Genomic DNA, 22,709 nt, shown 5'->3' with positions numbered 1-22,709 from the left:
CCGCGCGCCTGGCGAGCAGTTCGCTCGATGACGAGGATTGGGAAGGCGCGCAGCCGGCGATCGCTTGGCTGCTCGTTCATCACGTGCCGGCCGGCTACAACAAGCTCGCGGATGTCCTGCAGGCGATGTCGGGCTACGACGGCGAAACGCCCGGCGAGGGCATGAGCGGGATGATTGTGTCGCTACGGTGGCGCGCGACGCGCGAAGGCGATCCGGTCGCGCAGATGGAGATGGCCGATCTGTTCGAAAAGCTCGGCAAGACCGATCTCGTTACCGAACTGCGCGCTTGCGCGACGCAGCAGAATCCATCGCTGAAATGAAGCGAGCCGGTACGCCGCGGTGAGTTGCGGCGCACCGGCTCGTGTCGTGACGCTGTCGCATCAGACTTCGTACCGCACCGCGTGCGCTTCAGTCGGCAGCGGCAGATCCCAGCGCAGCAGCATCGCCTCGAGCGCGCGATTCGTCAGCGACGTGTCGCGCCGTGCATTGCGACGCAACAGTTCGGCACGCGGCCGTTCGAGGTAGACGAGCGTCACGTCGGCGTTGTACGCAAACAGCAGATCGAGCGTCTTCTTGCGCATCAGCGGCGACAGGTTCGTCGCATTCCACACGAACGGCTTCTGCGCGCGCAACAGCGCCTTCGCGGCGTCGACCGCATGGTGCGCGACGGCGCCCTCGTTCTGTCCATGACGCAGCCCCAATGCATCGCGCGCATCGTCGAACGACACGACCGGCAGATCCGGATGATGCCGCGCGACCCACGTGTTCTTGCCCGACGCGGGCAAGCCCGACATCACGACGACCTGCGAGCCCGGTGTACGGAACAGCGGATAGTCGGGATGCACGTCCGCGCCACGGAAGTAGCTGAGCGCGGTGTGCGCGTCGGCGAATGCACGCGGCTGGCCGTAACAGCCCTCTTCCCTTGCCAGTTCACGCAACAGTTCGATGTTGTCGAGTACGCGCTGCGTGTCGTCGCAGATGCGCCCGCGAATGTCGGCTTCGGCGAGCAGGCACAGCAATGGCAGGCTGACCTGCCACGACAGCTCGCGCGCGATGAACTCGGGCGCGCCGCGGCGTGACCCGCTCATCGCGAAGAACGGCACCTGGTGCACCGCGATCATCCGGCAGATCGCCTCGCGCACCGCGAACGGCACGCCGGCATCCCACAGGGCGATCCGTGCATCGATTGCGCCCTTGCGCGAGTGGCCGGGATGGCCGATCGCACCGGTGACGGGATCGACGACCGTCGTGCTGTACTTCGCGATGTCGTGCAGCAGCGCGGCCATGAACACGATCTCCTGGTCGGCGCGCGACGCGGCCTGGTATTCGGGCAGTGCCAGCAGCGCATCGATCACCATCATCGTATGCGTCCACACGTCGCCTTCGCCGTGGTGCGCGGGCTCTTGCTGCGTCGCTTTCGCGTGTTCGAGCGCGGGAAACGCCGCGAGACACGCGCGATAGTCCGGCAGCCGGCCGGGTGCCGGCACGAGCGCCTGCAATTGTTCGTACTTCATGATCAAGACTCCTCTCGAAACGGCGCTCGGCCGTTCCGCATTCATTCATTCGGGTGCGCAGCGCGGCGCGATGTCCACGTGACCGTCGGGCGCGGCGCATACAGGTCGACACCCGGCGCGAGCAGGTTCGGGATGAACGGTTGCTCCGAGTGATGGCGCGCCGATTCGAGAATGGCCTGCACGAAATCGTGGCGCACCCACTTCAGGCGCGCGGTTGTCGTGTCGTCCGTCTCGACCTTGACATAGAGCCCTTCGGAGCGCGCCGACTTGTCGCACTGCTGCCATGCACGCGCAAGATCGAGCCCCTGCCGCCGCACGGTTTCCTCGAACGCGCGACGCCAGTCCGGCGTCTTCGCGAGCGACGGGCCGAGCATGGCCTTCAGGTCCGCGAGCCGTGCCGGCGCGACGCCTTCGTACAGCACGGGCACCGACAGCACCGGCCCGTCGGCGAGCAGCGCGCGGCGCGCGGGTGTCGACAGGAAACGGCCCGTTGCACGGTCGAACACGTCGAACTCGAAGAAGTGATGCGGCAGCGCGTCGTAGAACACCGCGTGCTTCTTGCTCATCGTCTCGCCGTACATCACGTAGCGATCGCCGAGGCGGTCGAGCAGCCAGCCCGCGTGGGCAGCGGCCCAGGTCTTCACGAACCCGAACTGCCGCTCGCGGCCGCCGCCGGCCAGATAGTGGCCGCGCGACTGCAGCAGCAGTTCGCCCGCCGGGCTGAAACTGATGCCCGTGTTCGCGCCGTCGAGCTTTTCCTCGACGACGAGACGGGCGCCCGCGAGGGTGCGATAGGGAACGTGGTCGTGACCTTCGTCGCCGTCCTGCAGGCGCGAGCCTTCAAGGTGCGGCGTACGCGGGTAGCGAGCGAGGTCGAGCGATTGCGCGTAGGCGCGAAAATCCAGCGTCATGGTCTTTCTCCGGAAACATCAGAAAAAGCCGACGACGTGAACGAACGATGGGGGTGCGTTACGGTGTCAGTGCGTGTCCGGGCGCGGCCCTGCGATCGCTGTTCCGGCGCCGCGAGGCAGACGGAAACGGGCAGGACGACACGCGGCCGGGACGGCAGTCGTCGGCGTATCAGGCGAAGGGACGAACGTTTGCGGGCACTTGGATCACCGATTCGATGAGGGTTCAGGGATGAAGCAGGCGGATGCTACGAAACGGTTTTTGCGCTGTCAAGCGTGGTCGGGTACAGCCGTTGCGGTTGTCGGCGTGGGTCGAATGCCTGCTGCGGCGTGCCGTGCGCGCCATCGACCCGGGAATGATCTGGATTCCTATGTGTGTGTTTTTCGCCACATCGAGCGATGATTCGATGGGCAACGCCGCGCTACCCGCTTGCTGCGCCCGTCGCGTGCATGCTAGAGTCGCCGCCATTCCGATCAACCCCTCACTCGCAAGGAGAAAAAAATCATGACGTCACGCCAACACTCCTCCCGTCGCGGGTCGTAGTTCGGGTTTTTCGCGTCCGTTCGTTTCATCGTTCACGCCAAGCAGCACCACGCATCGCCATTTCGGCGATGAGCCGGGTCGTTCCGATCCGGTCGTGCCGCCCTCTTCCCGACTTCCGATGTCGGGCAGCGCATGTGTGCGCTGCCTGCGCCATGGCCCGCCGTTCACCTCTTTCATCGAACGGAATCCTCCATGGGCAATTCCATGCAATACCTGGGCGAGCGCATCACGTTGTGCGCATGCGCCACCACCTGGATCGAAGGTGAGGCCATCCGGCAGCTCGAACATGCTGCCACCCTCCCCGGCATGCGGCGCGTCGCCGGCATGCCCGATCTTCACCCCGGACGCGGCTACCCGGTTGGCGCCGCGTTCTTCTCGACGGGCCAGCTGTATCCGGCCCTGATCGGCGGCGATATCGGCTGCGGGATGGCGTTGTGGCAAACCGCGCTCGATGCGCGGCGCGTCAGCGCGTCGAAGCTCGCAGGCCGGCTCGGCTCGATCGACGCCACGCCCGATGCAAGCTGGCAGCCGCTCATTGCGGCCGCCGGGTTCGCGGATCACGCGTACGCGGCATCGCTCGGCACGATCGGCAGCGGCAATCATTTCGCGGAAGCGCAGCGGATCGACGCGGTGTACGACACCGATGCCGTCCAGGCGCTCGACCTCGATCCCGATCGCCTGCTGTTGCTCGTGCATAGCGGGTCGCGCGGCTTCGGCCAGTCGATCCTCGAACAACACATGCGCGCGCACGGCTACAACGGCCTCGACGACACGGATGCCGCGTGCACGGCGTACCTCGCGCGTCACGATGCGGCGTTGCGCTACGCGATCGCGAATCGCGACCTGATCGCGCGGCGCATGCTGGCCCGCTGGCGCACCGATGGCCGATGCGTGCTCGACGTGAACCACAACCTGGTGAGCCGCGCGACTGTCGACGGCGAGCCGGGCTGGCTGCATCGCAAAGGTGCGACGCCGGCCGACGCGGGGCCGGTCGTCATTCCCGGGTCGCGCGGCGACTACAGCTACCTTGTCGCGCCGGTGCGGCCCGACGATGCGGACAGCCTGGCGTCGCTGGCGCACGGTGCGGGCCGCAAGTGGGCGCGTGGCGATTGCAAGGGGCGCCTCGAACGGCGCTTCACGCCGTCGCAGCTCACGCGCACGCCGCTTGGCAGCCATGTGATCTGCGAAGACCGCGAACTGCTGTACGAGGAAGCGCCGCAGGCCTACAAGCCGATCGACAGTGTCGTCGACGCGCTCGAAGCGGCCGGCCTGCTGCGCAAGCTGGCTCGGCTCGCGCCGGTGCTGACCTACAAGACGTCCGGGGAGGCTGGCCGATGCTGATGCAGATTTCTTCGGCGCACGGCCCGCTCGAGTGCCAGCTGGCCGCGGCCAATGCGTTGCGGCGCCTGCAGGCGGAAGCCGATGCGCAGCGTGTCGTCGTCACGGTGCTCGATGCGCAGCCGGGCGAACGGCCCGGCACGCTGCGTTCGGCGCTGCTCGATCTCGACGGCGCTGGCGCGCAGGCGCTGGCGGACCGCTGGACCGGCACGCTGCAATGGATTTGCGCGAGCCCGTACCGGTTGCGCCATCCGCGCAAGAACTGGTTCATCGGCGTCACGCGCTGTGCCGACGCGCAGCCGCTGCCGGACGGCGACGTGCGGTTCGACGCGATGCGCGCACGCGGGCCGGGCGGCCAGCACGTGAACAAGACGAGCTCCGCGATTCGTGCGACCCATGTCGCGACCGGCCTGTCGGTGCGCGTGGAAAGCGAGCGCAGCCAGCACGCGAACAAGCGCCTGGCGCTGCAGTTGCTGCAGGTTCGACTGCAGCAGGAAGCCGACCGTCACGCGTCCGATGCGCGCCGGCAGCGGCGGATGCAGCACTTTGCGCTGGAGCGCGGCAACCCCGTGCGCGTGTTTCACGGGACGGCGTTCGTGCCAGCTGACTGAGCACGCACGCCTGGCCGCCGGCGGTTGTTGCGCCGGCGGTCACGCAAGCGGCCTCATGGTTTTCCCGGCCTGCCGGTTGCGCCAGCGCGCAACCGGTTCCGGTGCATGACCGCGCGCCAGGCAGGCTGCACGGGCCTGCCGCGCGCCTGCCGGCTGCCGCGTGTTCCGGACCCTTTCTGCGCAGGAAAGGACGCTTGAAACATCCGCAATTATCACGTGCCGCGGATTTGCCCACCATGTGTCGGACGATCGGTACAGCCCGCCTATCCGGCCCTTTCACGGCCCCGCGGTGCCTGCCGCCACGTCGTGCGACCGGGCGCATCGCGCCGGTCGCGAACGGCCGGGCCTTGCGCCACGGCGTATCGATAATCAGGAGACACGATGAACAGCCATTCCCTCGATCTCGGCGGCAACGCGGGCGGACCCGCATCCGCACGACCGCCGGCCGCTGCCGCCGGCGTCGGCGCCGATGCGTCGGCCCTCCCCGCCCGTCGCGTCACGCTCGGCGATTTCATGGACGACCTGCCGGTTGGCGCATTGCACCGGTTCGTCGTCTGGGTGATCGGCATCGGGTTGTTCTTCGACATGTACGAGATCTTCCTCGTCAGCACGATCGGTTCCGCGTTGCAGAACGAGTACGGGCTGAGCCGCCAGAGCACCGATTTCAAGCTGCTGCTCGCATCGGCGTTCATCGGCATGTTCGTCGGTGCGATGTGCCTCGGCAGCCTCGCCGACCGCATCGGCCGGCGCAAGGCGTTCCTGCTGACGCTCACGTGGTACAGCGCGTTCTCGCTGGTCGGCGCGTTTTCGGTGAATGCCGACATGCTCGTTGCGTGCCGGTTCCTGACCGGCATCGGCGTCGGCGCGATCTATCCGGTTGCCGACAGCTTCCTGTCCGAGATCCTGCCGAAGGAAAAGCGCGGCAGGCTCGCCGCGTGGGCCTATACGACTTCCTATGTCGCGGTGCCGCTCGTCGGGTTCCTCGCGCTGTGGCTGAACCCGTTGCATGTGGGCGGCGTGGCCGGCTGGCGCATCATCCTCGCGATCGGCAGCCTCGGCGCCGTGTATGTGATGCTCGTCCAGCACCGGTTGCCGGAGAGCCCGCGCTGGCTGCTCGCGCAGGGGCGCACCGCCGATGCGCACGCGGCCTTGCGACGATTCGCGGAAGGCACCGGCGTGAGCGTGCCCGAGCAGTTCGCGGAACCGATCGAGCCGCAACGGCCGCTCGGGCTCGGCGAGCGTATCGCACTGCTGCGGCGCGAACCGTACGGCGCGCGCTACCTGATGCTCGCGATCTTTCACCTGTTTCAGGGCTTCGGTTATTACGGGTTCGGTACGCTGGCCGGCACGGTCGTCAAGAGCCGCGGCTTCGACGTGACGGACAGTACGCTGTTCATCGCGCTGTCGTTCATCGGCTATCCGGTCGGCTCGCTGCTGTCGATTCCGCTGCTCAACTGGATCGAGCGCCGCACGCTCGTGATCGTGTCGATCCTGTCGATCGCCGTGTTCGGGCTGTGCTTCGCGTATTCGGGCAATACCGTGCTGATCGTCGGCTTCGGGTTCCTGACGACCTGCGCGTCGAACGTGTTCAGTAACGCGTATCACGTGTATCAGGCGGAGATTTTCCCGGCGCGTGTTCGTTCGACGGCGATCGGCAGTACCTATGCGCTGTCGCGCATCGTCAGCGGCGTGCTGCCGTTCATGTTGTTGCCGGTGCTTGGCAGCTATGGCGCGGGTGCGATGTTCGGGGTGATCTCGGTCGCGCTGGGTATCGTCGCGGTCACGTTGCGCGTGCTCGGGCCGCTGACTACGCGGCGCAGCCAGGATGAGATCAATCCGGTTTGAGCGGTTGCCGATGAGGGGGCGCGGGGACGCGTTCCCTCATCATGATTGAGCGGTCACTGCCACGCAGCTAGGCCGCGGTCGCAACCACGATGGGCTGGTAGTAACCGGTAGTGTCAGGCGAGAGCACGCGGACATGCTCGAAGCGGGCGTTTCGCAAGTGAGCCGCCAGTTCATCAGGCGTGATGCCGCGGTAGCGACCGATGAAATGCTTCGATTGCCAGTGACCGTCGCTTGTCGCATGCGTGATGTAGAGATGCACGGTGTAACGCCGATCATCGTGCCAATCCCATACCTGATGCCTTCTCCCAGTCATCGAAAATCAGATGATAGGAACTGGCCATATCGTCGTAAAAGAGATCGGGAGGAGAGTTCATGGCGAGCTAGCACGAAAGGGACTCGATCGGGATGGGCGTCGACATCACAAGGCGGCAGATGTCGCTGACGCAATTGGCAACGTGATCAACCGCCTCCTTGAAGCCGTTCGGACATCCGGGAAGCGGAGGATCGACGCAACATCAGATCTCGACAGTGATCGACCGCATGACGACCCCGGTGCCGCCGGCCATCAATCGCGAGATCTTGCCGCTGTCGACATCGAGGATGACCTTGATGACGCTCGGCGAAGGTGGCTGCATCAGGCGCCCTTGTTCAATGGCCATTTCCGTGTCGCCTGCCCCCATCCGTTCGTATAGCAGGCACGCCAGCGGCCCGGCTGCGGTTCCGGTCGCCGACTCTTCGGCAATGCCGAAGCGCGGCGCGAACATGCGGGCGCCTGCATGGCGCCCGGGTATTTTCGTCGTCGTCGAGAATACGTAATAGCCGATCAGATCAAGCTCGTCGCTGATCGATTCAATCGCGTGCTGGTCCGGACGAATTGCAGTCACGGACTGCTCGTCGGGCAACGCGATCATCAGAAAGCTGTTGCCGGTGTTGACGACGGTCGGGCTTTCGACGCCATGGATTTGGGCAGTCGATACGCCCAGCGATTGCGCGATTCTTGCGGATAGCGGGGAGTCTGCGTCGATTGAACGATAGGTTGGGGAGCGCTGCTCCATCAGAACGGTATCGCCATCGATCACGATGTCTCTGCATCCGTCGATCGTCTCTTTCGACGACTTGCCGTCACCTACCCTGCCGAGTTCTCTCAAGAGGGAAAATGTGGCGATCGTGGCGTGGCCGCAATGAGCGATCTGCCGCGTCGGCGTGAAAAATTCCAGCTTGACCGTCGCGATATCCGATTTCGACACGAATGCGGTTTCCGACAATGCGGCCTGTTGGGCAACATGCAGCTTCTGGTCTGCGGTCAGCGCATCGGCATCAATCACCACGCCTGCAGGATTGCCCCCGACTTTTCCGTCCGTCAAAGCATTGACGATTTGAACCTCAACTCGCACTAGTCCTCCCAATGGACGAAACTCAAACGAAGGGCGACGAACACATACGTTCGTGTCGATGATCGTCGATCTTACGGTCGGCGCCGACGGGCTGCAACCGGCCGATGCGGTGCAATCGGCGGAACCTGCCAACCGGTACTTTCCTGCCTGATTGTTGCTCGTGGTGGCTGTTCCTTGCAGCTGGATATCGGCCCCACACCACGTTGCCCGCATACGCTTGCCGTTGACCAGACATTGGGATCAATACGGCTCACCGGTTTTGTGTTCGAAAACCCATTGGCCAGTTGAATTCATCACCGCGACCAGGTCGTCGCTTGCATAGCTTACTGCGTCCCCTGCGACTCTACTGCCGACCTCGATGATCGTGGCGTCACGCGTCGAATTGTTTTGCATGTGGTGCGGCGCGCCGTTCGCGCGAAAGCCGGCGCACATTCCCGGCTGCATCTGATACTGATCGTCGCCGACGTAGAGCGTGACTTCACCGCTGAGGACGTACACCCACTCGTCCTGTTTCGAGTGTTGATGATGTAAAGCGGACACCGCGCCCGGACTCAAGGTCGTCAGGTTCACACCAAACTGACTCAAGCTGAACGGATCGCCAAGCGGTTTCTTCTCCCGCCCCGCCATGCGAGATGCGAACGGCTCCGGGTAGTTTGAAGGTTTTGTGCGCGGCGCGGCATCGGCGGCAACCATGCAGGCTTCGAGTGGGTTCATTCGCAATCCCCGTTCAGTCGATATTGACAGACGGAATCTTGTGAATTCACGAGCGGGACGTCAATCTTGATTGGAATAATCAACCTGTCTGCGATTGACCGTGTACCACAATCACTTTGATGATCTTTGAATTCTCGATGCATCGTGTCGGAGACACGGACTCGGAGGCAGCCCCGCCTCACCGCGCCGACATGAAATCGAACAGTTTCGCGATATCGGTCGTCAGCACGGTACCCGCCTTCACCCCCACCCACAGCGTTCTCGTCGCCCACGCGTCCTCGAGCTTCACGACCCCGAGCCGCGCCGCGCGCTCGCCGGTCACCGCATCGCGCGGCAGGATGCCGATCCCGAGTCCCGCCTCGATCATCCGGCTCACGCCGTCGAAATTCGATACCTGGATCCGCAGCTTCAGCGAGCGCTCGACCGCGAACGCGGCGTCGGTCATGCGCGCGAGCAGCGAACTGCCGTCGCTGAGCCCCACGTAGTCCTCGTCGAGCGTATCCGCGAAGCGGATGCTGTCGCGCGCGGCGAACCGGTGCGTGCGCGGCACGAGCAGCACGAGCTCGTCGCGCCGGTACTGCCGCCGTTCGATGCCGGGGGCCGGCACGTTGTCGGCGAACACGCCGAGATCGGCCTTGCCCGACGTGAGCGCGTCGACGATCTCGTGGCTCAGCCGTTCCGCGAGGCTCACCTTGATGCCCGGATTGTCGGTGAGGAACGCGGCGAGATCGGCGGGCAGGAACTGGACGATCGCGGACGTGTTGGTCCACACGTGGATATGGCCGCGCACGCCGGCGACGTAGTCGCTCATTTCGTGCGCCATCCGGTTGACCTGTTCGATCACCTTCGCAGCATGGTCGAGCAGCGCGCGGCCCGCGGGCGTCAGCTCGACACCGCGCGCATGCCGGACGAACAATGCACTGCCCGTCACGCTTTCGAGTTCGGCGATGCGCTTGCTGACCGCGGACAGCGTGAGCTGGCCATGTTCGGCCGCCTTCGTCAGGCTGCCGTGCTCGGCGACGAGCGCGAACACGCGCAGCGACTGCAGATCGAAATGAAGCGGGTTCACCATGTCGTGGGTCCTGGGAAAACCATGCCGTCAGCGCGGCGGCCTGACGACGATCATACGCCCGGCCGATTCCGCGCGAAACGGCATGCCTAGCGTGGCGCGATCGACTGCAATGCGGCGAGCATCGCACCGTCCGGTTTCGCGAGATCGTCGAGCACATCGAAATGCTGCATGCCGGGGAGCCCGACGTGGACGATGCGTTCGCCGGCCGCATCGCACGCCGTCGCGTAGTCGCGCGCTTGCCGGACGAGTTCGGGCAACTCGGCAGCGCCGACCGCAACGACCGTCGGCGCGCCGGGCCCGACATGGCGCAGCGGACTGTACGCTTCGACTTCGTGCGCGGTGAGCTGCAGCTTGTCGTTCAGGCAGCACAACGAGATCGGTTCGAGATCGACGAGCGGGCTGATCGCGAGCGCCGAGACGACGGCCGGATGCGCGCGGTGCACGGCCGTCAGGTGGCCGCCGGCCGAATGGCCGCTCAGGTGGATCGGCCGCTTCGCAGTGCCGAGGCCGTCGGGGTCGTTCGCCAGGTAGTCGAGCAGCGCGCCAATCTCGCCGACGATGTCGGTCATTGTCGCGACCGGCGCCAGCGTGTATTCGGCGAGTATCACGTCGAAACCGCGCGCGAGCGGCCCGCTCGCCGCGTACGCGAAATCCTCTTTCGCGCAGTGCTGCCAGTAGCCGCCGTGAATGAACACGAACAGCGGCGCATCGGGCTGACCGCACGTCAGCCAGTCGAAACGCTGCGCGGGTTGCGCGCCGTAACGCAGGTCGCGCCGGCCGGACGCACCTTCATGGAGCGTCGCACTGCGCGCCTGCATCGACGCCAGCAACGCCGGGAAATCGGGTACCACCTTCGTGTTCAGATAGGCGGCGTCGAGCGCCGCGCGGTCCATGCCGCGATAGAGGATCGTCATCGGGAATCGCCTGGGTCGAGTTGCGGAAGCGCGGACGCAACAAGCGTCGCGTCCGGTGCGAAGGCGGCTTCTCAGTCGCCGATGCATGCATTATCCGCAGCGCGGGTCGGGCCTGCTATCCGGAATCGGCGAGTGCGGAAACCGGCTGTCCGTTTTCGGCGGAAGATCGGTGCGGCATGCGGCCGCGCCGTGATCCGGTCCGCACACGCGCGTGCCAAGGCACGATACGGCCGGCGGTGCGCCGGTGCTCAGATCAACTCGGAGATCTCGATCAGGTTCAGGTCGGGATCGCGCACGTAGACCGACCGGATCTTCTGCGTCGCGCCCGTGCGTTCGACGGGCCCTTCGACGATCGGCCATGCGACGCGCTTCAGGTGCGCAATCACGTCGTCGAGCGGCACCGACGCGATGAAGCACAGGTCGAGCGCGCCGGGCGCCTGCACATGCGCTTTCGGTTCGAACTCCGCGCCGCGCACGTGCAGGTTGATCTTCTGGTTGCCGAAGCGGAACGCGATCCGGCCGGCGCCGAAGGTTTCGAGCTGCATCTGCAGCACCTCGGTGTAGAAATGCTTCGTCTTGTCGGGATCGACGCAGGTCAGCACGAGATGGTCGAGGTGGTCAATCAGCGCCATGAGGTTTGCTCCTGTTCGTTGGTCATGAGAACGCGCGCTGCGCGGGCATGTCGCCGGCGTCCGCACGCGGCGGCGGATGAAGATCCGAGCGGCGCCCGGCCTTCAGGATCTGGCTCGGCACGTCATGCCCGATCAGCGCGGGCAGCCGGGCCGACGCGGCCAGCACGGCCGCAAGATCGATGCCCGTATCGTAGCCGTCAAGTTCGAGCATGTGCACGAGTTCTTCGGTGCACGCGTTGCCGGTCGCGCCCGGCGCATACGGACAGCCGCCGAGCCCGCCGAGTGACGCGTCGAAGCGGTCGATTCCGGCGTCGAGCGCCGCGAGCGTGTTCGCGAGCGCCATCCCGCGCGTGTTGTGGAAGTGCAGCGTGAGCTGCAGCGCGCCGAAGCGCTCGCGTGCGCGTGTCGACAGGTCGCGCACCTGCGACGGAAACGCCATGCCCGTGGTATCGCACAGCGTGAAGCCATGCACGCCGAGATCCGCGAAGCGCTGCATCCACGCGAGCACGCCTTCAGTCGGCACGTCGCCTTCCATCGGGCAGCCCATCGCGGTCGACAGCGACACGTTGATCGCGACACCCGTGCCGCGTACCGCGTCGATCACGTCGCGCAACTGCGCGAACGATTGCTCGCGCGTCATCCGCAGGTTCGCGCGGTTGTGGCTTTCGCTCATCGACATCACGAGGTTCACTTCGTCGACGCCGCACGACAGCGCGCGCTCGGCACCGCGCACGTTCGGCACGAGCACCGTATAGACGACGCCCGGTGCGCGCGCGATGCCGTGCATCACGGCCTCCGCGTCGCGTAACGCGGGGATCGCCTTCGGCGACGTGAACGACGTGACCTCGATCTTCGCGTAGCCGCACGCGCTCAGCGCGTCGACGAGCGCGATCTTGTCGTCGGTGTCGACGAATGCCGCTTCGTTCTGGAAACCGTCGCGGGTCGCGACTTCGTGGAGGTAGAGCCGTTTGCGTTGTCCGTTCATTTGTCTTCTCCTGTTTCCGCTGCTCAGATCACACCGCGCGTGCGCCAGTCGCCGCGCGTCGCCGCATCGATGCCGAGCGATTCGAGTACCGCGTCGGTATCCGCGCCGAGCGCGGGCGCCGCGTGTTCGATGCGCCCGGGCGTCGCACCGAGCTTCGGCACGATGCCGGGCACGAGCACTGGCGTGCCGTCGGGCAACGCAGCATCGACGAGCATGTCGCGTGCGCGGTAATGCGGATCGGCCGCGATGTCGGCCACGTCGTAGATGCGTCCCGACGGGATGCGCGCTTCGTTCAGCGCGGCCAGCACGGCGTCGAGATCGTGTTGAACGCTCCACTCGCCGATCGCCGCGTCGATGCGTTCGACCTGCGCGACGCGCCCGTCGTTGTGCGCGAGCGCCGGATCGTTGCCGAGATCGGGCCGGCCGATCAGCTCCATCAGGCGCCGGAAGATGCTGTCGCCGTTGCCGGCGATCAGCGCGTACTTGCCGTCGCGGCAGCGGTACGCGTTGGTCGGCGCAATGCCGGGCAGGCTGCTGCCGGCCGCCTCGCGCACGGCGCCGAACGCCGAGTATTCGGGCAGCAGGCTTTCCATCATGTTGAACACCGACTCGTACAGCGCGACGTCGACGACCTGCCCCTTGCCGCCCTGCTGCTCGCGATGCCGCAGCGCGAGCAGCACGCCGATCACGCCGTGCAGCGCCGACAGCGAATCGCCGAGCGAGATGCCGACGCGCACCGGCGTGCGGCCGGGCTCGCCGGTCAGGTGCCGCAGGCCGCCCATCGCTTCGGCGATCACGCCGAAGCCGGGACGGTCGCGGTACGGGCCGGTCTGGCCGAAGCCCGACACGCGCAGCATCACGAGCCCCGGATTGATCGCGGACAGCGCGTCCCAGCCGAGACCCCAGCCTTCGAGCGTACCGGGCCGGAAGTTCTCGATCAGCACGTCGGTTTCCGCGACGAGGCGGCGCACGACGTCCTGCCCTTCGGGCGTGCGCAGGTCGAGCGTGAGCGAGGTCTTGTTGCGCGACTGCGCGGCCCACCAGACCGACGTGCCGTCGTGCAGCAGCCGCCATTTGCGCAGCGGGTCGCCGAGGCCGGGCGGCTCGACCTTGAGCACGTCGGCGCCGAATTCGGCGAGCATCCGGCCCGCGAACGGGCCGGCGATCAGTTGGCCGAGTTCCAGTACGCGGATGCCGTCCAGGGGGCGTGTCATGGCTGTCTCCGATGAAATCGTGTTGTCGATGACGGCGATCATGACGGTGTTCGCGTCCCACGAAAATCGATCGATGCTCAACCAGCCTTTCCGAAACGGAAAGGCGTGCGCTGCGTCCCTTCACGCAGGCGTTGCGTCAGCCTTTCCATCCGGGAAAGCGCACTCGCGCAACGGTCAAACGACGGTATGCGCGCCGCCGGCAGAATCGAACCCGTTCCGCGCCCGCCGGGCGCCTGTCAGCGAGACCCGCCATGTTTTCTGTTTCCTCTCCCGCGAAGATCGTGTTTCTCGATCGCGCGACGCTGTCGCCGCACACCGTGCTGAAGCCGTTCCCGTTTCCTCATGTGTTGCAGACCTTTGACCGGACGGCCGCGCACGAGATTGCCGCGCGCATCGGCGACGCGGACATCGTCGTGACCAACAAGGTGCGGCTCGACGCGGCGGCGCTTGCCGATGCGCGGCGCGTGCGGATGATCGCGATCGCCGCGACGGGCACCGACATCGTCGATCTCGACGCGTGCGCGGCGCGCGGCATCGTCGTGAGCAACATTCGCGGGTATGCGGCCCGCACGGTGCCCGAGCACACGTTCGCGCTGATCTTCGCGCTGCGCCGCAGCCTCGTCGCGTACCGCGATGCGGTGCGTGCGGGGCGCTGGCTCGACAGCGGGCAGTTCTGCTTTTTCGATTATCCGATTCGCGACCTGGCCGGCGCGACGCTCGGGATCGTCGGCGACGGCGGGCGCGGGCGCGCGGTGGCCGGCATCGCGCGTGCGCTCGGCATGCGTGTGCGGTTCGCGGCGCACGGCGATGTGTCAGGTGACGACTACGTGCCGCTCGACACGCTGCTGCGCGACAGCGACGTGATCACGCTGCACTGCCCGCTCACACCTGCGACGCGGCACCTGATCGACGCGGCCGCGTTCGCGCGGATGGCGCGCCGGCCGTTGCTGATCAATACCGCGCGCGGCGGGCTCGTGGACGAAAGGGCGCTCGTCGACGCATTGCAGTCGGGGCAGATCGCGGGCGCGGGGTTCGACGTGGTCACGCAGGAGCCGCTGCCGGCCGCGCATCCGTTCCACGCGATCCTGTCGCATCCGGCATTCGTCCTGACGCCGCACGTTGCGTGGGCGAGCGACGAAGCGATGCAGGCGCTCGCCGATCAGCTCGTGGACAATGTCGCCGCGTTCGTGGATGGCACGCCGCGGCATGTGGTGTGACATGCGCGGCGCTGGGCGCTGCGGCGTTGATTTGAGCCGCGCAAACAGAACGGCCCCGCTCGATGGCTCGAAGCGGGGCCGGCTGAATTCGGGGGCTGCTTACGCCAGCGACTCGGCACGTAACGGGTTCGTGCATCCGCCCTGGCTTGCGGCCGGTTTCCGAATTCCTGATGGGTGGTTCTACTTCAAGGAATCCGTACCGCCAGCGCTGCAGGGCCAGTCTGAAACTGAATGGGACGAATACTGAAAACGTCCGTTTCGATAGTCGCGCGCCGCTATCGACGCGAATGTCAGTAAGCCGACATCTCGACGCAAGGATCGACCTTGGACGGCGAGCAGATGACCGAGTACTTGGCGCTCTCGCGCATCAGCGCTTCGCCTTCGTGCAGCGCGATCTTGATCTCGGGGTGACGCTCGTACGCGAGGAATGCCGAGCACACGACTGCGGACATCACGACGAGGGAAAACACAAATTTTTCAAGGGTTTGGAAACGTTCAGGCATGGTTCGACCTATCTCTTAGGCCGTGATTATATCTCGAAATAAGGGTTTTCCCTATAACCCGGCCCGCATACCGAGGATGCGTTCGGTCTTTCGCGGGCCAGGTGCTCGCGCCCCTTTTTCGGTGAATCGGTGTCGGAACGCCTGTCATGCGCGTCGCATGGCGCCCTCCGGCGATGGTCGTGCCAGCATGGGCGAGCGTATCGATGGCTTGATGAAACGGGACGAGTGCGGCCCGCAGGGACGAGGTCGTTTGCCCGCGGAATCAGGGAGAGCCGCGCCGCCGGCGCATCACTGCGGCGCCGACGCCCCACTCGCCGCGTTGCCGGGCCACGCCTTGCCGATCTCGTCGACCAGCGATTTCGCGGTGCCGGTGACGATCGCTGCGTCGACGCCGGACGTCTGCCACGAGCCGTCGGCGGCCTCCACGAAGGTCAGGTTCGCGCGCGACGGCTTGTAGTCGGCATTGCGCCACGTGACCACGACGTCGCACGAGTACGTGCGATCGCCGAGCTTCTTGCAGTCGCCGTCGGGTTTCGCCGACACGACATCGGCCGAGACGGGCAGCGGCTGGCCGAACAGCGCGTTCAGGCCGCCGTGGTTTTCCGCTTCGAGTGCGCGGCGCACGGCGGCGTCGACGTCGCTCGAACCGGGGCCGTCGTGGAGCAGGTTGCAGGCGGCCAGCAGCGTCGATGCACCGGCGAGTGTCAGCAGCGTGTGGAACTTCATGGATATCCGTAATCGGGTGAACGCCGCGTAGTCTGCAACGTCCGCGTGTCGTGCGCGGTATCCATTTGTAACCAATTGCACGGATGCGCAAGCGGCATCGCGTGCCCGTGCGTCGCCCTAGCCCTCGCCTATTGCCGCTCCTGCTTCACGCGGCTGACGAGCTGCGTCGGGCTCACGAACTGCAGCGCGATCACGACCCACACGAGCGTGATCGCCATGTAGATCATCGCCATCGCGTCGATCGACTGCGGCGCGCGCACGCCGGTCGAGAACACCGCGTAATACAGCGCGACGACGAGCGTCTGCGTGCTCGGCCCCGCGGTGAAGAAGGTCAGCTCGAACATCCCGATCGTGCGCACCAGCACGAGCAGCCCCGCCGCGAGCATGCCGGGCACCAGCAACGGCAGCAGCACGTAGCGGAAATAGCGCCACGTGTTCGCGCCGAAGATGCGTGCGGCGGACTCGAGATTCGGGTCGATCTGCTCGATGAACGGCGTCATCACGAGGATCACGAACGGCAGTGCCGGCACGAGGTTCGCGAGGATCACGCCGGGCAGCGTGCCCGCGAGCCCGACCTTGTACATCACGGTGGCCATCGGGATCCCGTACGTGACGGGCGGCACCATCAGCGGCAGTAGGAACACCAGCAGCGCGAAGCGCTTGCCGCGAAACTGCACGCGCGCGAGCGCATACGCGGCGGGCACGCCGAGCGCGATCGACAGCAGCACGACCGCGCCGACGACCTCGACCGTCACCCACAGCACGCTCGCGAGCTGGAAGTCCTCCCACGCCTTCGCGTACCAGTGCAGCGTGAAGCCCTGCGGCAGCGGCGTGCCGAACCAGCGGGTCGCGATCGAATTCACCGCGACGGTCGCGATCAGCAGCATCACGTTCAGCAGGAAGAACGCCATCAGCCCCCACACGAGCGCCTTCCATGCGCGGCCGGCGAGATTGCTTGTCATCTTCTGCGGTTTCCTCGCGTCGACGGGCCGCTCACCCGGCGCATCGGGCGCATCGTGCTTCGGCGGCCAGGTGCGGGCGGGATGATTGTCGGTCGCCATCAGCCCTTGCCTCCCGTCACCGCGCCCGTATAGAAGAAGCGGCGCGCGCCGAGCATCGACGCGACCACCAGCAACTGCACGAAGCCCATCACGATCGCGATCGCCGATGCGAGCGAATAGTCGTAGCTCTCGAACGCGGCTTCCGCCGCCGCGATCGAGATCACGCGCGTGGGCCCGGCCGGCGCGCCGAGCAGCACGGCCGACGGGAACACCGAGAACGCCTGCACGAACGACAGGCACGCAGCCATCGTGAGCCCCGGCACGAGCAGCGGCAGGTAGATCTGCCGGAACTGCTGCCACGGGTTCGCGCCGAGCGTCGCGGCCGCGCGCGCGAGCGTCGGGTCGATGCCGCTGATGTACGACAGCATCAGCAGGAACGCGAACGGAAAGCCCGACACGATCAGCGACAGCAGCACGCCCCAGTAGTTGTGCGTGAGGCGCACTTCGTCGGTGTACAGGTGCAGCCCCTGCAGCGCTTGCGGGAACCAGCCGTTCGGCCCGAAATACGTGAGCATCCCGTCGGCGACGAGCACCGTGCCGAGCGTGACGGGAATCACGAGCAGCGTCGTGACGAACTTCTGGTACGGCGAGTTGCGGCGCAGCGCGAACGCGACGGGCACCGCGATGCCGACATTGATCAGCGTCGCCGGCACCGCGAGCTTCAGCGTGACGAGCACGGTCGGCCACATCGCGGTGTCGGTGAAGAACTGCACGTAGTTCGCGAGTGCGCCGCCGCCGTTCATCGGCTGGAACGACAGCACGAGGCCGTATGCGAACGGATAGACGAACAGCGCGACGATGAAACCGAGCGCGGGCGTGACGAGCCAGGCCTTCGCGTCGCGCGGCGTGCCGGCCGGGAGCGTGCTCATGCGGCCTCCCGGTGTACCCGCGCCGCGGCCACGCCGCTCATTTCGGCGCTCCCGGATAGACGAGCGTACGCGACGGCGCAACGCGCAGCCGCAGCGGCTCGCCTTCCGCGAATTCGCCGGCCACCCGTGCCCAGATCGGGCCGAACGGCGTGACCGCGCGGATCAGCGAATCGCGACCGCCGTACTCGACCGTTTCGACGGTCGCGTCGAACGTGTTGTCGCCGCCTTCGTCCGCACGCTCGATGTCGTCGGGGCGCAGCGCGACCGAGACGTCCTTCGCGTCGAAGCCGGCCATCGGCACGCCGGTGAGGCGAACGCCGCCGGCTGCGACGCTCACGTAATCGCCGGCCATCCCTTCGAGCGTGAACGGCAGCACGTTGCGATAGCCCATGAAGCGCGCGACGTGCAGGTTGTGCGGGCGCGTATAGACGTCCTTCGGCGTCGCGACCTGCTGCACCACACCCTCCTTCATCACGACGATGCGGTCGGCCATCGACAGCGCCTCGTCCTGGTCGTGCGTCACGTAGATCGTCGCGCGTTCGAGCTGCGTGTGGATGCGGCGGATCTCGGCGCGCATCTCGATGCGCAGCTTCGTGTCGAGGTTCGACAGCGGTTCGTCCATCAGCACGAGCGGCGGCTCGATCACGATCGCACGCGCAATCGCGACGCGCTGCTGCTGCCCGCCCGACAGTTGCCCCGGCAGCTTGCCCTCGTGACCGACGAGCTGCACGAGTTCGAGCGCCTGCTGCGCGCGCCGCCGCGTTTCCTGCTTCGGCACGCCGCGCATCTTGAGGCCGAAGCCGACGTTGTCGAGCACCGACATGTGCGGAAACAGCGCGTAGTTCTGGAACACCATCCCGAAGCCGCGGCGCTCGGGCGGCAGCACGTCGATGCGCGTGTCGTCGAGCCAGATGCCGCCGCTTGTGAGCGGCTGCAGCCCCGCGATGCAGTTGAGCGCGGTCGACTTGCCGCAGCCCGACGGGCCGAGCAGCGCGATGAATTCGCCACGCCGGATCTCGAGATCGAGCCCGTCAAGCGCGGCGACCTGCGCACCTTCCGCATTGGTGAAACTGCGGCACACGCCATCGAGCCGCAGCCGTTCGAAACTGTGCTTCATTGCGCGAACTCCATCGACGCGGGCGCCGCGGCGCCCGCCGGTCCATGCGTTACTTCGACTTCTGCGAACCGATCTCGCGATCCCACTTCTGGAACGCGGCGACCATCGCCTGCGCGCTGAGCGGCTGCACGTGCGGGCGATCCGCAAGCAGCTTCGCGTACTCGGGGCGGCCGAACTTGCGGACGACCTCCTGGCTGTGCGCGGGCGCCATCTCGAGCGTCACGCCCTTCACGGCCGGGCCCGGATAGAAGTAGCCGTCGTCGTAGGTCATCGCCTGTTGCGCCGGTTCGAGCAGGAAGTTCATCAGCTTGAACAGCACGTCGAGCTTTTCCTTCGGCACGCCCTTCGGGATCACCATGTAGTGCGCGTCGTTGACCCACGTCATGTTGTCGAATGCCTGGATCCTGAATTCGGCCGGCACGATGCCGAGTGCGCGCGGGTTGAGATCCCACCCGGTGACGGTCACGGTCATGTCGCGCGTGCCCTCGCCGAGCTCCTTCATCACCGCCGACGTGCCGCCCGGGTAGTACGGCACGCAGTCGTTCAACGCCTTGAGGAACGCCCAGGTCTTGTCCCAGCCGTTGATCGGGTCCTGCGGATTCTTGTCGCCGAGCACGTACGGCAGCCCCATCAGGAACGTGCGGCCGGGGCCCGAGTTGGCCGGGCGCGCGTAGATCAGCTTGTTCGGGTGCGCCTTGCACCAGGCGAGCAACTGATCGGGCGTCTTCGGCGGATTGCTGACCTTCGCCGGGTTGTATTCGAGCAGCGGGCCGGCCGGCATGTACGTGACTTCGAGGCCGTAGCCCTGCGCGAGATCCTGCATCTTGCGCGGGCCGGGCGCGTATTTGTCGAGCACGCCGGGGAACGCGGCCGCGTCGTCGGGCAGCAGTTTCTGCCACAGGTTCTGCTCGATGCCGGCGGCCAGCGCGTCGGTGCCCGTCAGCACGAGGTCGATGTCGGAGCGCCCCGCCGCCTGCATCGCCTTGATCTTGCCCGGCAATTGCGGCGCGGGCGCGTTCGTGAACGTGACGTTCGATACGAGGTTCGGGTTCTTGTCCTTGAAGGCTTCGATGGCCTTCTGCGTGAGCTGCAGGTTGCCTGCGACATCGACGATGTTCAGCGAGACGGGAGCGGCAACGGCGGCCGCGGCAGACAGCGTGAAGCCCAGGGCGAGTGCGATCCGGCGGACACGGCGAGCGATCGTGGTGGCGTTCATGTCTCCTCACTTCGGTCGGTGGATGGGACCTTTCTTTTCAGGAAATCATGACGGCGTTATACGATGTCGGTCAACAAAAAACCACGGCGAACGGGGCGGGACTTTCCCTGACAAACACCTTCCGTTTATTGACGATTTACGCGCAGACCGCTGCCGGAGAGCCGTGCGAAGCCAATTGCATCGCGTGTTAAGACGTCGTATCTCGGTGAGCGGCGCAAGGGAATCGGCTCGGGGCCGCATCGCGACGCGGCGGTGACGGCGCGCGCGCCGGGCACCCGGTCGGGCGCGGCGCGCGGAAGATGAAGACATTCAGTCAGTCGATCAGGCCGCGCCGAGTGCGGCCACTTCGCGGATCAACCGCTCCGCATCCCGCCACTCGCCATACCCCGACGCCGGGTTCAGGTGCCCGACCTCCCCCAGATCGACGAGCTTGCCGCCCCACCCGGCCGCCAGCGCCTCGACACGTTCGAAACGCGCGAGCGGATCGTTGCGGCTCGCGGCGACGATGCTCGGAAACGGCAGCCGTTCGGTCGGTATCGGCGTCCAGCCGTTCGCGGCGATCGCATCGGGCGCCGGATAACCGGCGGGCATCGGCGACTCGAGATCGGCCGGCGCCGCGAGCAGCGCGCCATGAATCTTGCGCGTGGCCTGCCTTGCCCAGTGCACCGTAATCATCACCCCCGCGCTGTGCGCGACGAGGATCACGGGGCCGTCGATCTCGGCCAGCGCCGCATCGAGCGCCGCGACGCGCGCGGCGCGGCTCAGCTTGTCGGCTTCCAGCGGCGCGACGGCGCGCGCGTTCGGCAGGCGCCGTTCGAGGTGCGTCTGCCAGTGGTCTTCGACGTGATCGCGCAAGCCGGGCACGATCAGGATGGTGGGGGCGGTCGTCAGGGTCATGCAGTCTCCGAAGCGTTCAGGAAAGTTGGGACGCGCGCCGTTCGCGTTCGACGCGTGCGAGATCGGCCACGTAGCTCGCGCGTCCGATCGCGAACAGCACGGCGGCCATGAGCGGCACGACGGGAATCCATTGCAGTGCGCCGACGAGCCCGGCGCGATCGGCGACCCACCCCGTCAGCAGCGGGCCCGGCGCCATGCCGAGCAGGTTGTTGGCGAGCGTGAGCGTCGCGAACGCCGATGCGTGGATCGCGGCGGGCGTCAGGTTCGCGACCATCGCGCCCGATGCACCAGATGCGCCCGCGCCGACCAGCATGCCCACGCAGATCAGCGCGAGCTGCAGCGGCCCGGGCGGCAGCCGGAACGCAATCGCGAGGCATACGCCCGTGAGCACGCAATACGCGATCGCGGTCAGCCACTTGCGCTTGCCGTCCGTCTTGCCGACGCGGTCGGTGACGATTCCGCAGCCGACCATCCCGACACCCGCGAGCAGCACGAAGCCGGCCGCGAGCACGGCCGCGCGGTCGGGCGCCATCGCGTAGTAGCGGTTCAGGTAGCTCGGCAGCCACGCGAACAGCGCGCCTGGCACGAACAGGTGCAGCCCGCTGCCGAGATAGGCGCAGATCACCGAACGCGACGCGAACAGCCCCGACATCAGCGCGCGCACGTTGCCGCGCAGGTCGTGCGGCGTGCCGGCGTCACGCCGGCACGGTTCAATGCGATACGCGGCGAGCCGTCGTTCGGTCACGACGCAGCGATACGCGACGAGCAGCACGATGCCGAGCGCGGCCATCACGCCGAACGACCAGCGCCAGCCGAGATGCGCGCCGACCAGCCCGCCGAGCGCCATCCCGAACACGGAACCGAACGCGCCGCCGGCCATGAACGCGCCGGTCAGCGTCGCGCGCAGCCGTGCCGGAAAGATGCTGAGGATCAGTGCGACGCCGACGCTGCCGTACGCGGCTTCGCCGAGCCCGACGAGGCCGCGCGCGACGAGCATCTCCGTGTAGTTGGTCGACAGCGCGCAGCCGAGCGTCGCGACGCTCCACAACGCGGCCATCAGCACGATGCTGCGCACGCGCCCGAAGCGGTCGGCGAGCACCGACAGCGGAAACGTCAGCAGCCCGACCAGCAGCGCGACGACGCCGGACAACGAACCGAGCTGCGTGTCCGACAGCGCCCACGCGTGCTTGAGCAGCGGGAACACGGCGTTGAGCACCTGCCGCGACATGTAGTCCGACAGCAGCAGGCCGACGGTCAGCCCGAACACGAGCCACGCATACGCGGGCGCGCGCCGGCCGGCGGCGGCGACGTCCTGCATCGACGGCTCGACATGATGGATCAGCATGCGTGTCTCCTCCGGCACCAGAGCGGTCGTGCTCCGGCGCGGCTTGCGTGGCCCCGCTCCGTGGTCCGGAGTA

At 66.7% G+C, this 22,709-nt stretch carries 23 protein-coding genes and 1 pseudogene; 5 read left to right on the top strand and 19 right to left on the bottom strand.

The genetic code is table 11. The features are described 5' to 3' along the window. Window positions 1-320 (top strand): annotated as a pseudogene (locus tag G3N99_RS13720) (hypothetical protein); the annotation flags it as partial. A gap of 60 nt (window positions 321-380) precedes the next feature. On the opposite strand, the gene G3N99_RS13715 reads toward G3N99_RS13720, so the two are convergent. From G3N99_RS13715 to G3N99_RS13705, 3 genes are all read right to left on the bottom strand, one after another. Further along, the gene (locus G3N99_RS13715) at window positions 381-1,514 is read right to left on the bottom strand and encodes an AAA family ATPase (protein ID WP_206122641.1); all 1,134 of its coding nucleotides are present in this window, start codon (window positions 1,512-1,514) and stop codon (window positions 381-383) included. 41 nt (window positions 1,515-1,555) lie between these two features. After that, window positions 1,556-2,425, bottom strand: coding sequence for an RNA ligase family protein (locus G3N99_RS13710; RefSeq protein ID WP_174989258.1), 870 nt, complete (start codon window positions 2,423-2,425; stop codon window positions 1,556-1,558). A gap of 508 nt (window positions 2,426-2,933) precedes the next feature. Next, window positions 2,934-3,143, bottom strand: coding sequence for a hypothetical protein (locus tag G3N99_RS13705; RefSeq protein ID WP_206122640.1), 210 nt, complete (start codon window positions 3,141-3,143; stop codon window positions 2,934-2,936). 15 nt (window positions 3,144-3,158) lie between these two features. Between G3N99_RS13705 and G3N99_RS13700 the strand changes: the two genes are divergently transcribed. The 3 genes from G3N99_RS13700 (at window position 3,159) to G3N99_RS13690 (ending at window position 6,760) form a co-directional block, all read left to right on the top strand. Then, window positions 3,159-4,307, top strand: a complete 1,149-nt coding sequence (locus G3N99_RS13700; protein ID WP_174934067.1) for an RNA ligase RtcB family protein — start codon at window positions 3,159-3,161, stop codon at window positions 4,305-4,307. Continuing rightward, a complete protein-coding gene (gene prfH, locus G3N99_RS13695; RefSeq protein ID WP_174989256.1) occupies window positions 4,301-4,915 on the top strand; it encodes a peptide chain release factor H in 615 nt (204 codons plus the stop codon). Before G3N99_RS13700 ends, prfH begins: the two co-directional genes overlap by 7 nt. Before the next feature lie 381 nt (window positions 4,916-5,296). After that, window positions 5,297-6,760 (top strand): MFS transporter, encoded by a 1,464-nt coding sequence (locus G3N99_RS13690; RefSeq protein WP_206122639.1) that lies wholly within the window; start codon window positions 5,297-5,299, stop codon window positions 6,758-6,760. Between the two features lie 67 nt (window positions 6,761-6,827). Here G3N99_RS13690 and G3N99_RS13685 read toward each other — a convergent pair whose 3' ends face one another. The 8 genes from G3N99_RS13685 to G3N99_RS13650 all read right to left on the bottom strand — a co-directional run bounded on the left by G3N99_RS13685 (window position 6,828) and on the right by G3N99_RS13650 (window position 13,685). Further along, window positions 6,828-7,019 carry a hypothetical protein gene (locus G3N99_RS13685; RefSeq protein ID WP_206122638.1) on the bottom strand — a complete coding sequence of 64 codons (192 nt, stop codon included), beginning with the start codon at window positions 7,017-7,019 and terminating at the stop codon, window positions 6,828-6,830. 256 nt (window positions 7,020-7,275) lie between these two features. Beyond that, complete coding sequence (locus G3N99_RS13680; protein WP_241011620.1) at window positions 7,276-8,367, bottom strand: PhzF family phenazine biosynthesis protein; 1,092 nt, start codon at window positions 8,365-8,367, stop codon at window positions 7,276-7,278. Between the two features lie 27 nt (window positions 8,368-8,394). Further along, entirely contained in the window at window positions 8,395-8,868 is a 474-nt protein-coding gene (locus G3N99_RS13675; protein ID WP_206122637.1) for a cupin domain-containing protein, read from the bottom strand. A gap of 178 nt (window positions 8,869-9,046) precedes the next feature. After that, window positions 9,047-9,940 (bottom strand): LysR family transcriptional regulator, encoded by an 894-nt coding sequence (locus tag G3N99_RS13670; RefSeq protein ID WP_206122636.1) that lies wholly within the window; start codon window positions 9,938-9,940, stop codon window positions 9,047-9,049. A gap of 86 nt (window positions 9,941-10,026) precedes the next feature. Further along, window positions 10,027-10,854: an alpha/beta hydrolase gene (locus G3N99_RS13665; RefSeq protein ID WP_206122635.1), complete on the bottom strand. Its 828-nt coding sequence runs from the start codon at window positions 10,852-10,854 to the stop codon at window positions 10,027-10,029. A 248-nt stretch (window positions 10,855-11,102) separates the two neighbouring features. Further along, entirely contained in the window at window positions 11,103-11,486 is a 384-nt protein-coding gene (locus G3N99_RS13660; protein WP_206122634.1) for a VOC family protein, read from the bottom strand. A 22-nt stretch (window positions 11,487-11,508) separates the two neighbouring features. Continuing rightward, window positions 11,509-12,471, bottom strand: a complete 963-nt coding sequence (locus G3N99_RS13655) for a hydroxymethylglutaryl-CoA lyase (protein WP_206122633.1) — start codon at window positions 12,469-12,471, stop codon at window positions 11,509-11,511. A gap of 23 nt (window positions 12,472-12,494) precedes the next feature. Beyond that, window positions 12,495-13,685, bottom strand: coding sequence for a CoA transferase (locus tag G3N99_RS13650; RefSeq protein WP_174934082.1), 1,191 nt, complete (start codon window positions 13,683-13,685; stop codon window positions 12,495-12,497). Between the two features lie 251 nt (window positions 13,686-13,936). Here G3N99_RS13650 and G3N99_RS13645 point away from each other — a divergent pair, with 251 nt between their 5' ends. Continuing rightward, window positions 13,937-14,902, top strand: coding sequence for a D-2-hydroxyacid dehydrogenase (locus G3N99_RS13645; RefSeq protein WP_206122632.1), 966 nt, complete (start codon window positions 13,937-13,939; stop codon window positions 14,900-14,902). A 290-nt stretch (window positions 14,903-15,192) separates the two neighbouring features. On the opposite strand, the gene G3N99_RS13640 is transcribed toward G3N99_RS13645, so the two are convergent. The 8 genes from G3N99_RS13640 to G3N99_RS13605 form a co-directional block, all read right to left on the bottom strand. Continuing rightward, window positions 15,193-15,405 (bottom strand): hypothetical protein, encoded by a 213-nt coding sequence (locus tag G3N99_RS13640; protein WP_006497261.1) that lies wholly within the window; start codon window positions 15,403-15,405, stop codon window positions 15,193-15,195. A gap of 288 nt (window positions 15,406-15,693) precedes the next feature. Then, on the bottom strand, window positions 15,694-16,131 hold the full coding sequence (locus G3N99_RS13635) for a hypothetical protein (RefSeq protein ID WP_174946016.1): 438 nt from the start codon (window positions 16,129-16,131) through the stop codon (window positions 15,694-15,696). Between the two features lie 128 nt (window positions 16,132-16,259). Next, a complete protein-coding gene (locus G3N99_RS13630) occupies window positions 16,260-17,192 on the bottom strand; it encodes an ABC transporter permease (RefSeq protein WP_206122631.1) in 933 nt (310 codons plus the stop codon). Continuing rightward, the gene (locus G3N99_RS13625; RefSeq protein ID WP_174934090.1) at window positions 17,192-18,061 is read right to left on the bottom strand and encodes a sugar ABC transporter permease; all 870 of its coding nucleotides are present in this window, start codon (window positions 18,059-18,061) and stop codon (window positions 17,192-17,194) included. Before G3N99_RS13625 ends, G3N99_RS13630 begins: the two co-directional genes overlap by 1 nt. Before the next feature lie 37 nt (window positions 18,062-18,098). Beyond that, a complete protein-coding gene (locus G3N99_RS13620; RefSeq protein WP_206122630.1) occupies window positions 18,099-19,178 on the bottom strand; it encodes an ABC transporter ATP-binding protein in 1,080 nt (359 codons plus the stop codon). Window positions 19,179-19,227: 49 nt separating this feature from the next. Continuing rightward, window positions 19,228-20,394, bottom strand: coding sequence for an extracellular solute-binding protein (locus G3N99_RS13615; protein WP_174934094.1), 1,167 nt, complete (start codon window positions 20,392-20,394; stop codon window positions 19,228-19,230). A gap of 321 nt (window positions 20,395-20,715) precedes the next feature. Next, window positions 20,716-21,291, bottom strand: coding sequence for an alpha/beta hydrolase (locus G3N99_RS13610; protein WP_206122629.1), 576 nt, complete (start codon window positions 21,289-21,291; stop codon window positions 20,716-20,718). Window positions 21,292-21,307: 16 nt separating this feature from the next. After that, on the bottom strand, window positions 21,308-22,636 hold the full coding sequence (locus G3N99_RS13605) for an MFS transporter (protein WP_206122628.1): 1,329 nt from the start codon (window positions 22,634-22,636) through the stop codon (window positions 21,308-21,310). Between the last annotated feature and the right edge of the window lie 73 nt (window positions 22,637-22,709).

This window comes from Burkholderia sp. Ac-20392, from assembly GCF_017104585.1.
In the GTDB taxonomy this organism is placed as follows: Bacteria; Pseudomonadota; Gammaproteobacteria; order Burkholderiales; family Burkholderiaceae; genus Burkholderia; species Burkholderia lata.
The sequence above is the reverse complement of the archived record's forward strand: the minus strand, read 5'-3'. Positions and strand labels throughout refer to the sequence as shown.

What these genes read in the sequence shown, in the direction of transcription:
- G3N99_RS13650 (WP_174934082.1), bottom strand. Translation starts at nt 13,685, where the DNA reads ATGACACGCCCCCTGGACGGCATCCGCGTACTGGAACTCGGCCAACTG.
- G3N99_RS13645 (WP_206122632.1), top strand. Translation starts at nt 13,937, where the DNA reads ATGTTTTCTGTTTCCTCTCCCGCGAAGATCGTGTTTCTCGATCGCGCG.
- G3N99_RS13670 (WP_206122636.1), bottom strand. Translation starts at nt 9,940, where the DNA reads ATGGTGAACCCGCTTCATTTCGATCTGCAGTCGCTGCGCGTGTTCGCG.
- G3N99_RS13625 (WP_174934090.1), bottom strand. Translation starts at nt 18,061, where the DNA reads ATGAGCACGCTCCCGGCCGGCACGCCGCGCGACGCGAAGGCCTGGCTC.
- G3N99_RS13635 (WP_174946016.1), bottom strand. Translation starts at nt 16,131, where the DNA reads ATGAAGTTCCACACGCTGCTGACACTCGCCGGTGCATCGACGCTGCTG.
- prfH (WP_174989256.1), top strand. Translation starts at nt 4,301, where the DNA reads ATGCTGATGCAGATTTCTTCGGCGCACGGCCCGCTCGAGTGCCAGCTG.
- G3N99_RS13615 (WP_174934094.1), bottom strand. Translation starts at nt 20,394, where the DNA reads ATGAACGCCACCACGATCGCTCGCCGTGTCCGCCGGATCGCACTCGCC.
- G3N99_RS13680 (WP_241011620.1), bottom strand. Translation starts at nt 8,367, where the DNA reads ATGCGGGCAACGTGGTGTGGGGCCGATATCCAGCTGCAAGGAACAGCC.
- G3N99_RS13675 (WP_206122637.1), bottom strand. Translation starts at nt 8,868, where the DNA reads ATGAACCCACTCGAAGCCTGCATGGTTGCCGCCGATGCCGCGCCGCGC.
- G3N99_RS13610 (WP_206122629.1), bottom strand. Translation starts at nt 21,291, where the DNA reads ATGACCCTGACGACCGCCCCCACCATCCTGATCGTGCCCGGCTTGCGC.
- G3N99_RS13630 (WP_206122631.1), bottom strand. Translation starts at nt 17,192, where the DNA reads ATGGCGACCGACAATCATCCCGCCCGCACCTGGCCGCCGAAGCACGAT.
- G3N99_RS13710 (WP_174989258.1), bottom strand. Translation starts at nt 2,425, where the DNA reads ATGACGCTGGATTTTCGCGCCTACGCGCAATCGCTCGACCTCGCTCGC.
- G3N99_RS13700 (WP_174934067.1), top strand. Translation starts at nt 3,159, where the DNA reads ATGGGCAATTCCATGCAATACCTGGGCGAGCGCATCACGTTGTGCGCA.
- G3N99_RS13715 (WP_206122641.1), bottom strand. Translation starts at nt 1,514, where the DNA reads ATGAAGTACGAACAATTGCAGGCGCTCGTGCCGGCACCCGGCCGGCTG.
- G3N99_RS13620 (WP_206122630.1), bottom strand. Translation starts at nt 19,178, where the DNA reads ATGAAGCACAGTTTCGAACGGCTGCGGCTCGATGGCGTGTGCCGCAGT.
- G3N99_RS13605 (WP_206122628.1), bottom strand. Translation starts at nt 22,636, where the DNA reads ATGCTGATCCATCATGTCGAGCCGTCGATGCAGGACGTCGCCGCCGCC.
- G3N99_RS13655 (WP_206122633.1), bottom strand. Translation starts at nt 12,471, where the DNA reads ATGAACGGACAACGCAAACGGCTCTACCTCCACGAAGTCGCGACCCGC.
- G3N99_RS13640 (WP_006497261.1), bottom strand. Translation starts at nt 15,405, where the DNA reads ATGCCTGAACGTTTCCAAACCCTTGAAAAATTTGTGTTTTCCCTCGTC.
- G3N99_RS13705 (WP_206122640.1), bottom strand. Translation starts at nt 3,143, where the DNA reads ATGAAAGAGGTGAACGGCGGGCCATGGCGCAGGCAGCGCACACATGCG.
- G3N99_RS13690 (WP_206122639.1), top strand. Translation starts at nt 5,297, where the DNA reads ATGAACAGCCATTCCCTCGATCTCGGCGGCAACGCGGGCGGACCCGCA.
- G3N99_RS13665 (WP_206122635.1), bottom strand. Translation starts at nt 10,854, where the DNA reads ATGACGATCCTCTATCGCGGCATGGACCGCGCGGCGCTCGACGCCGCC.
- G3N99_RS13660 (WP_206122634.1), bottom strand. Translation starts at nt 11,486, where the DNA reads ATGGCGCTGATTGACCACCTCGACCATCTCGTGCTGACCTGCGTCGAT.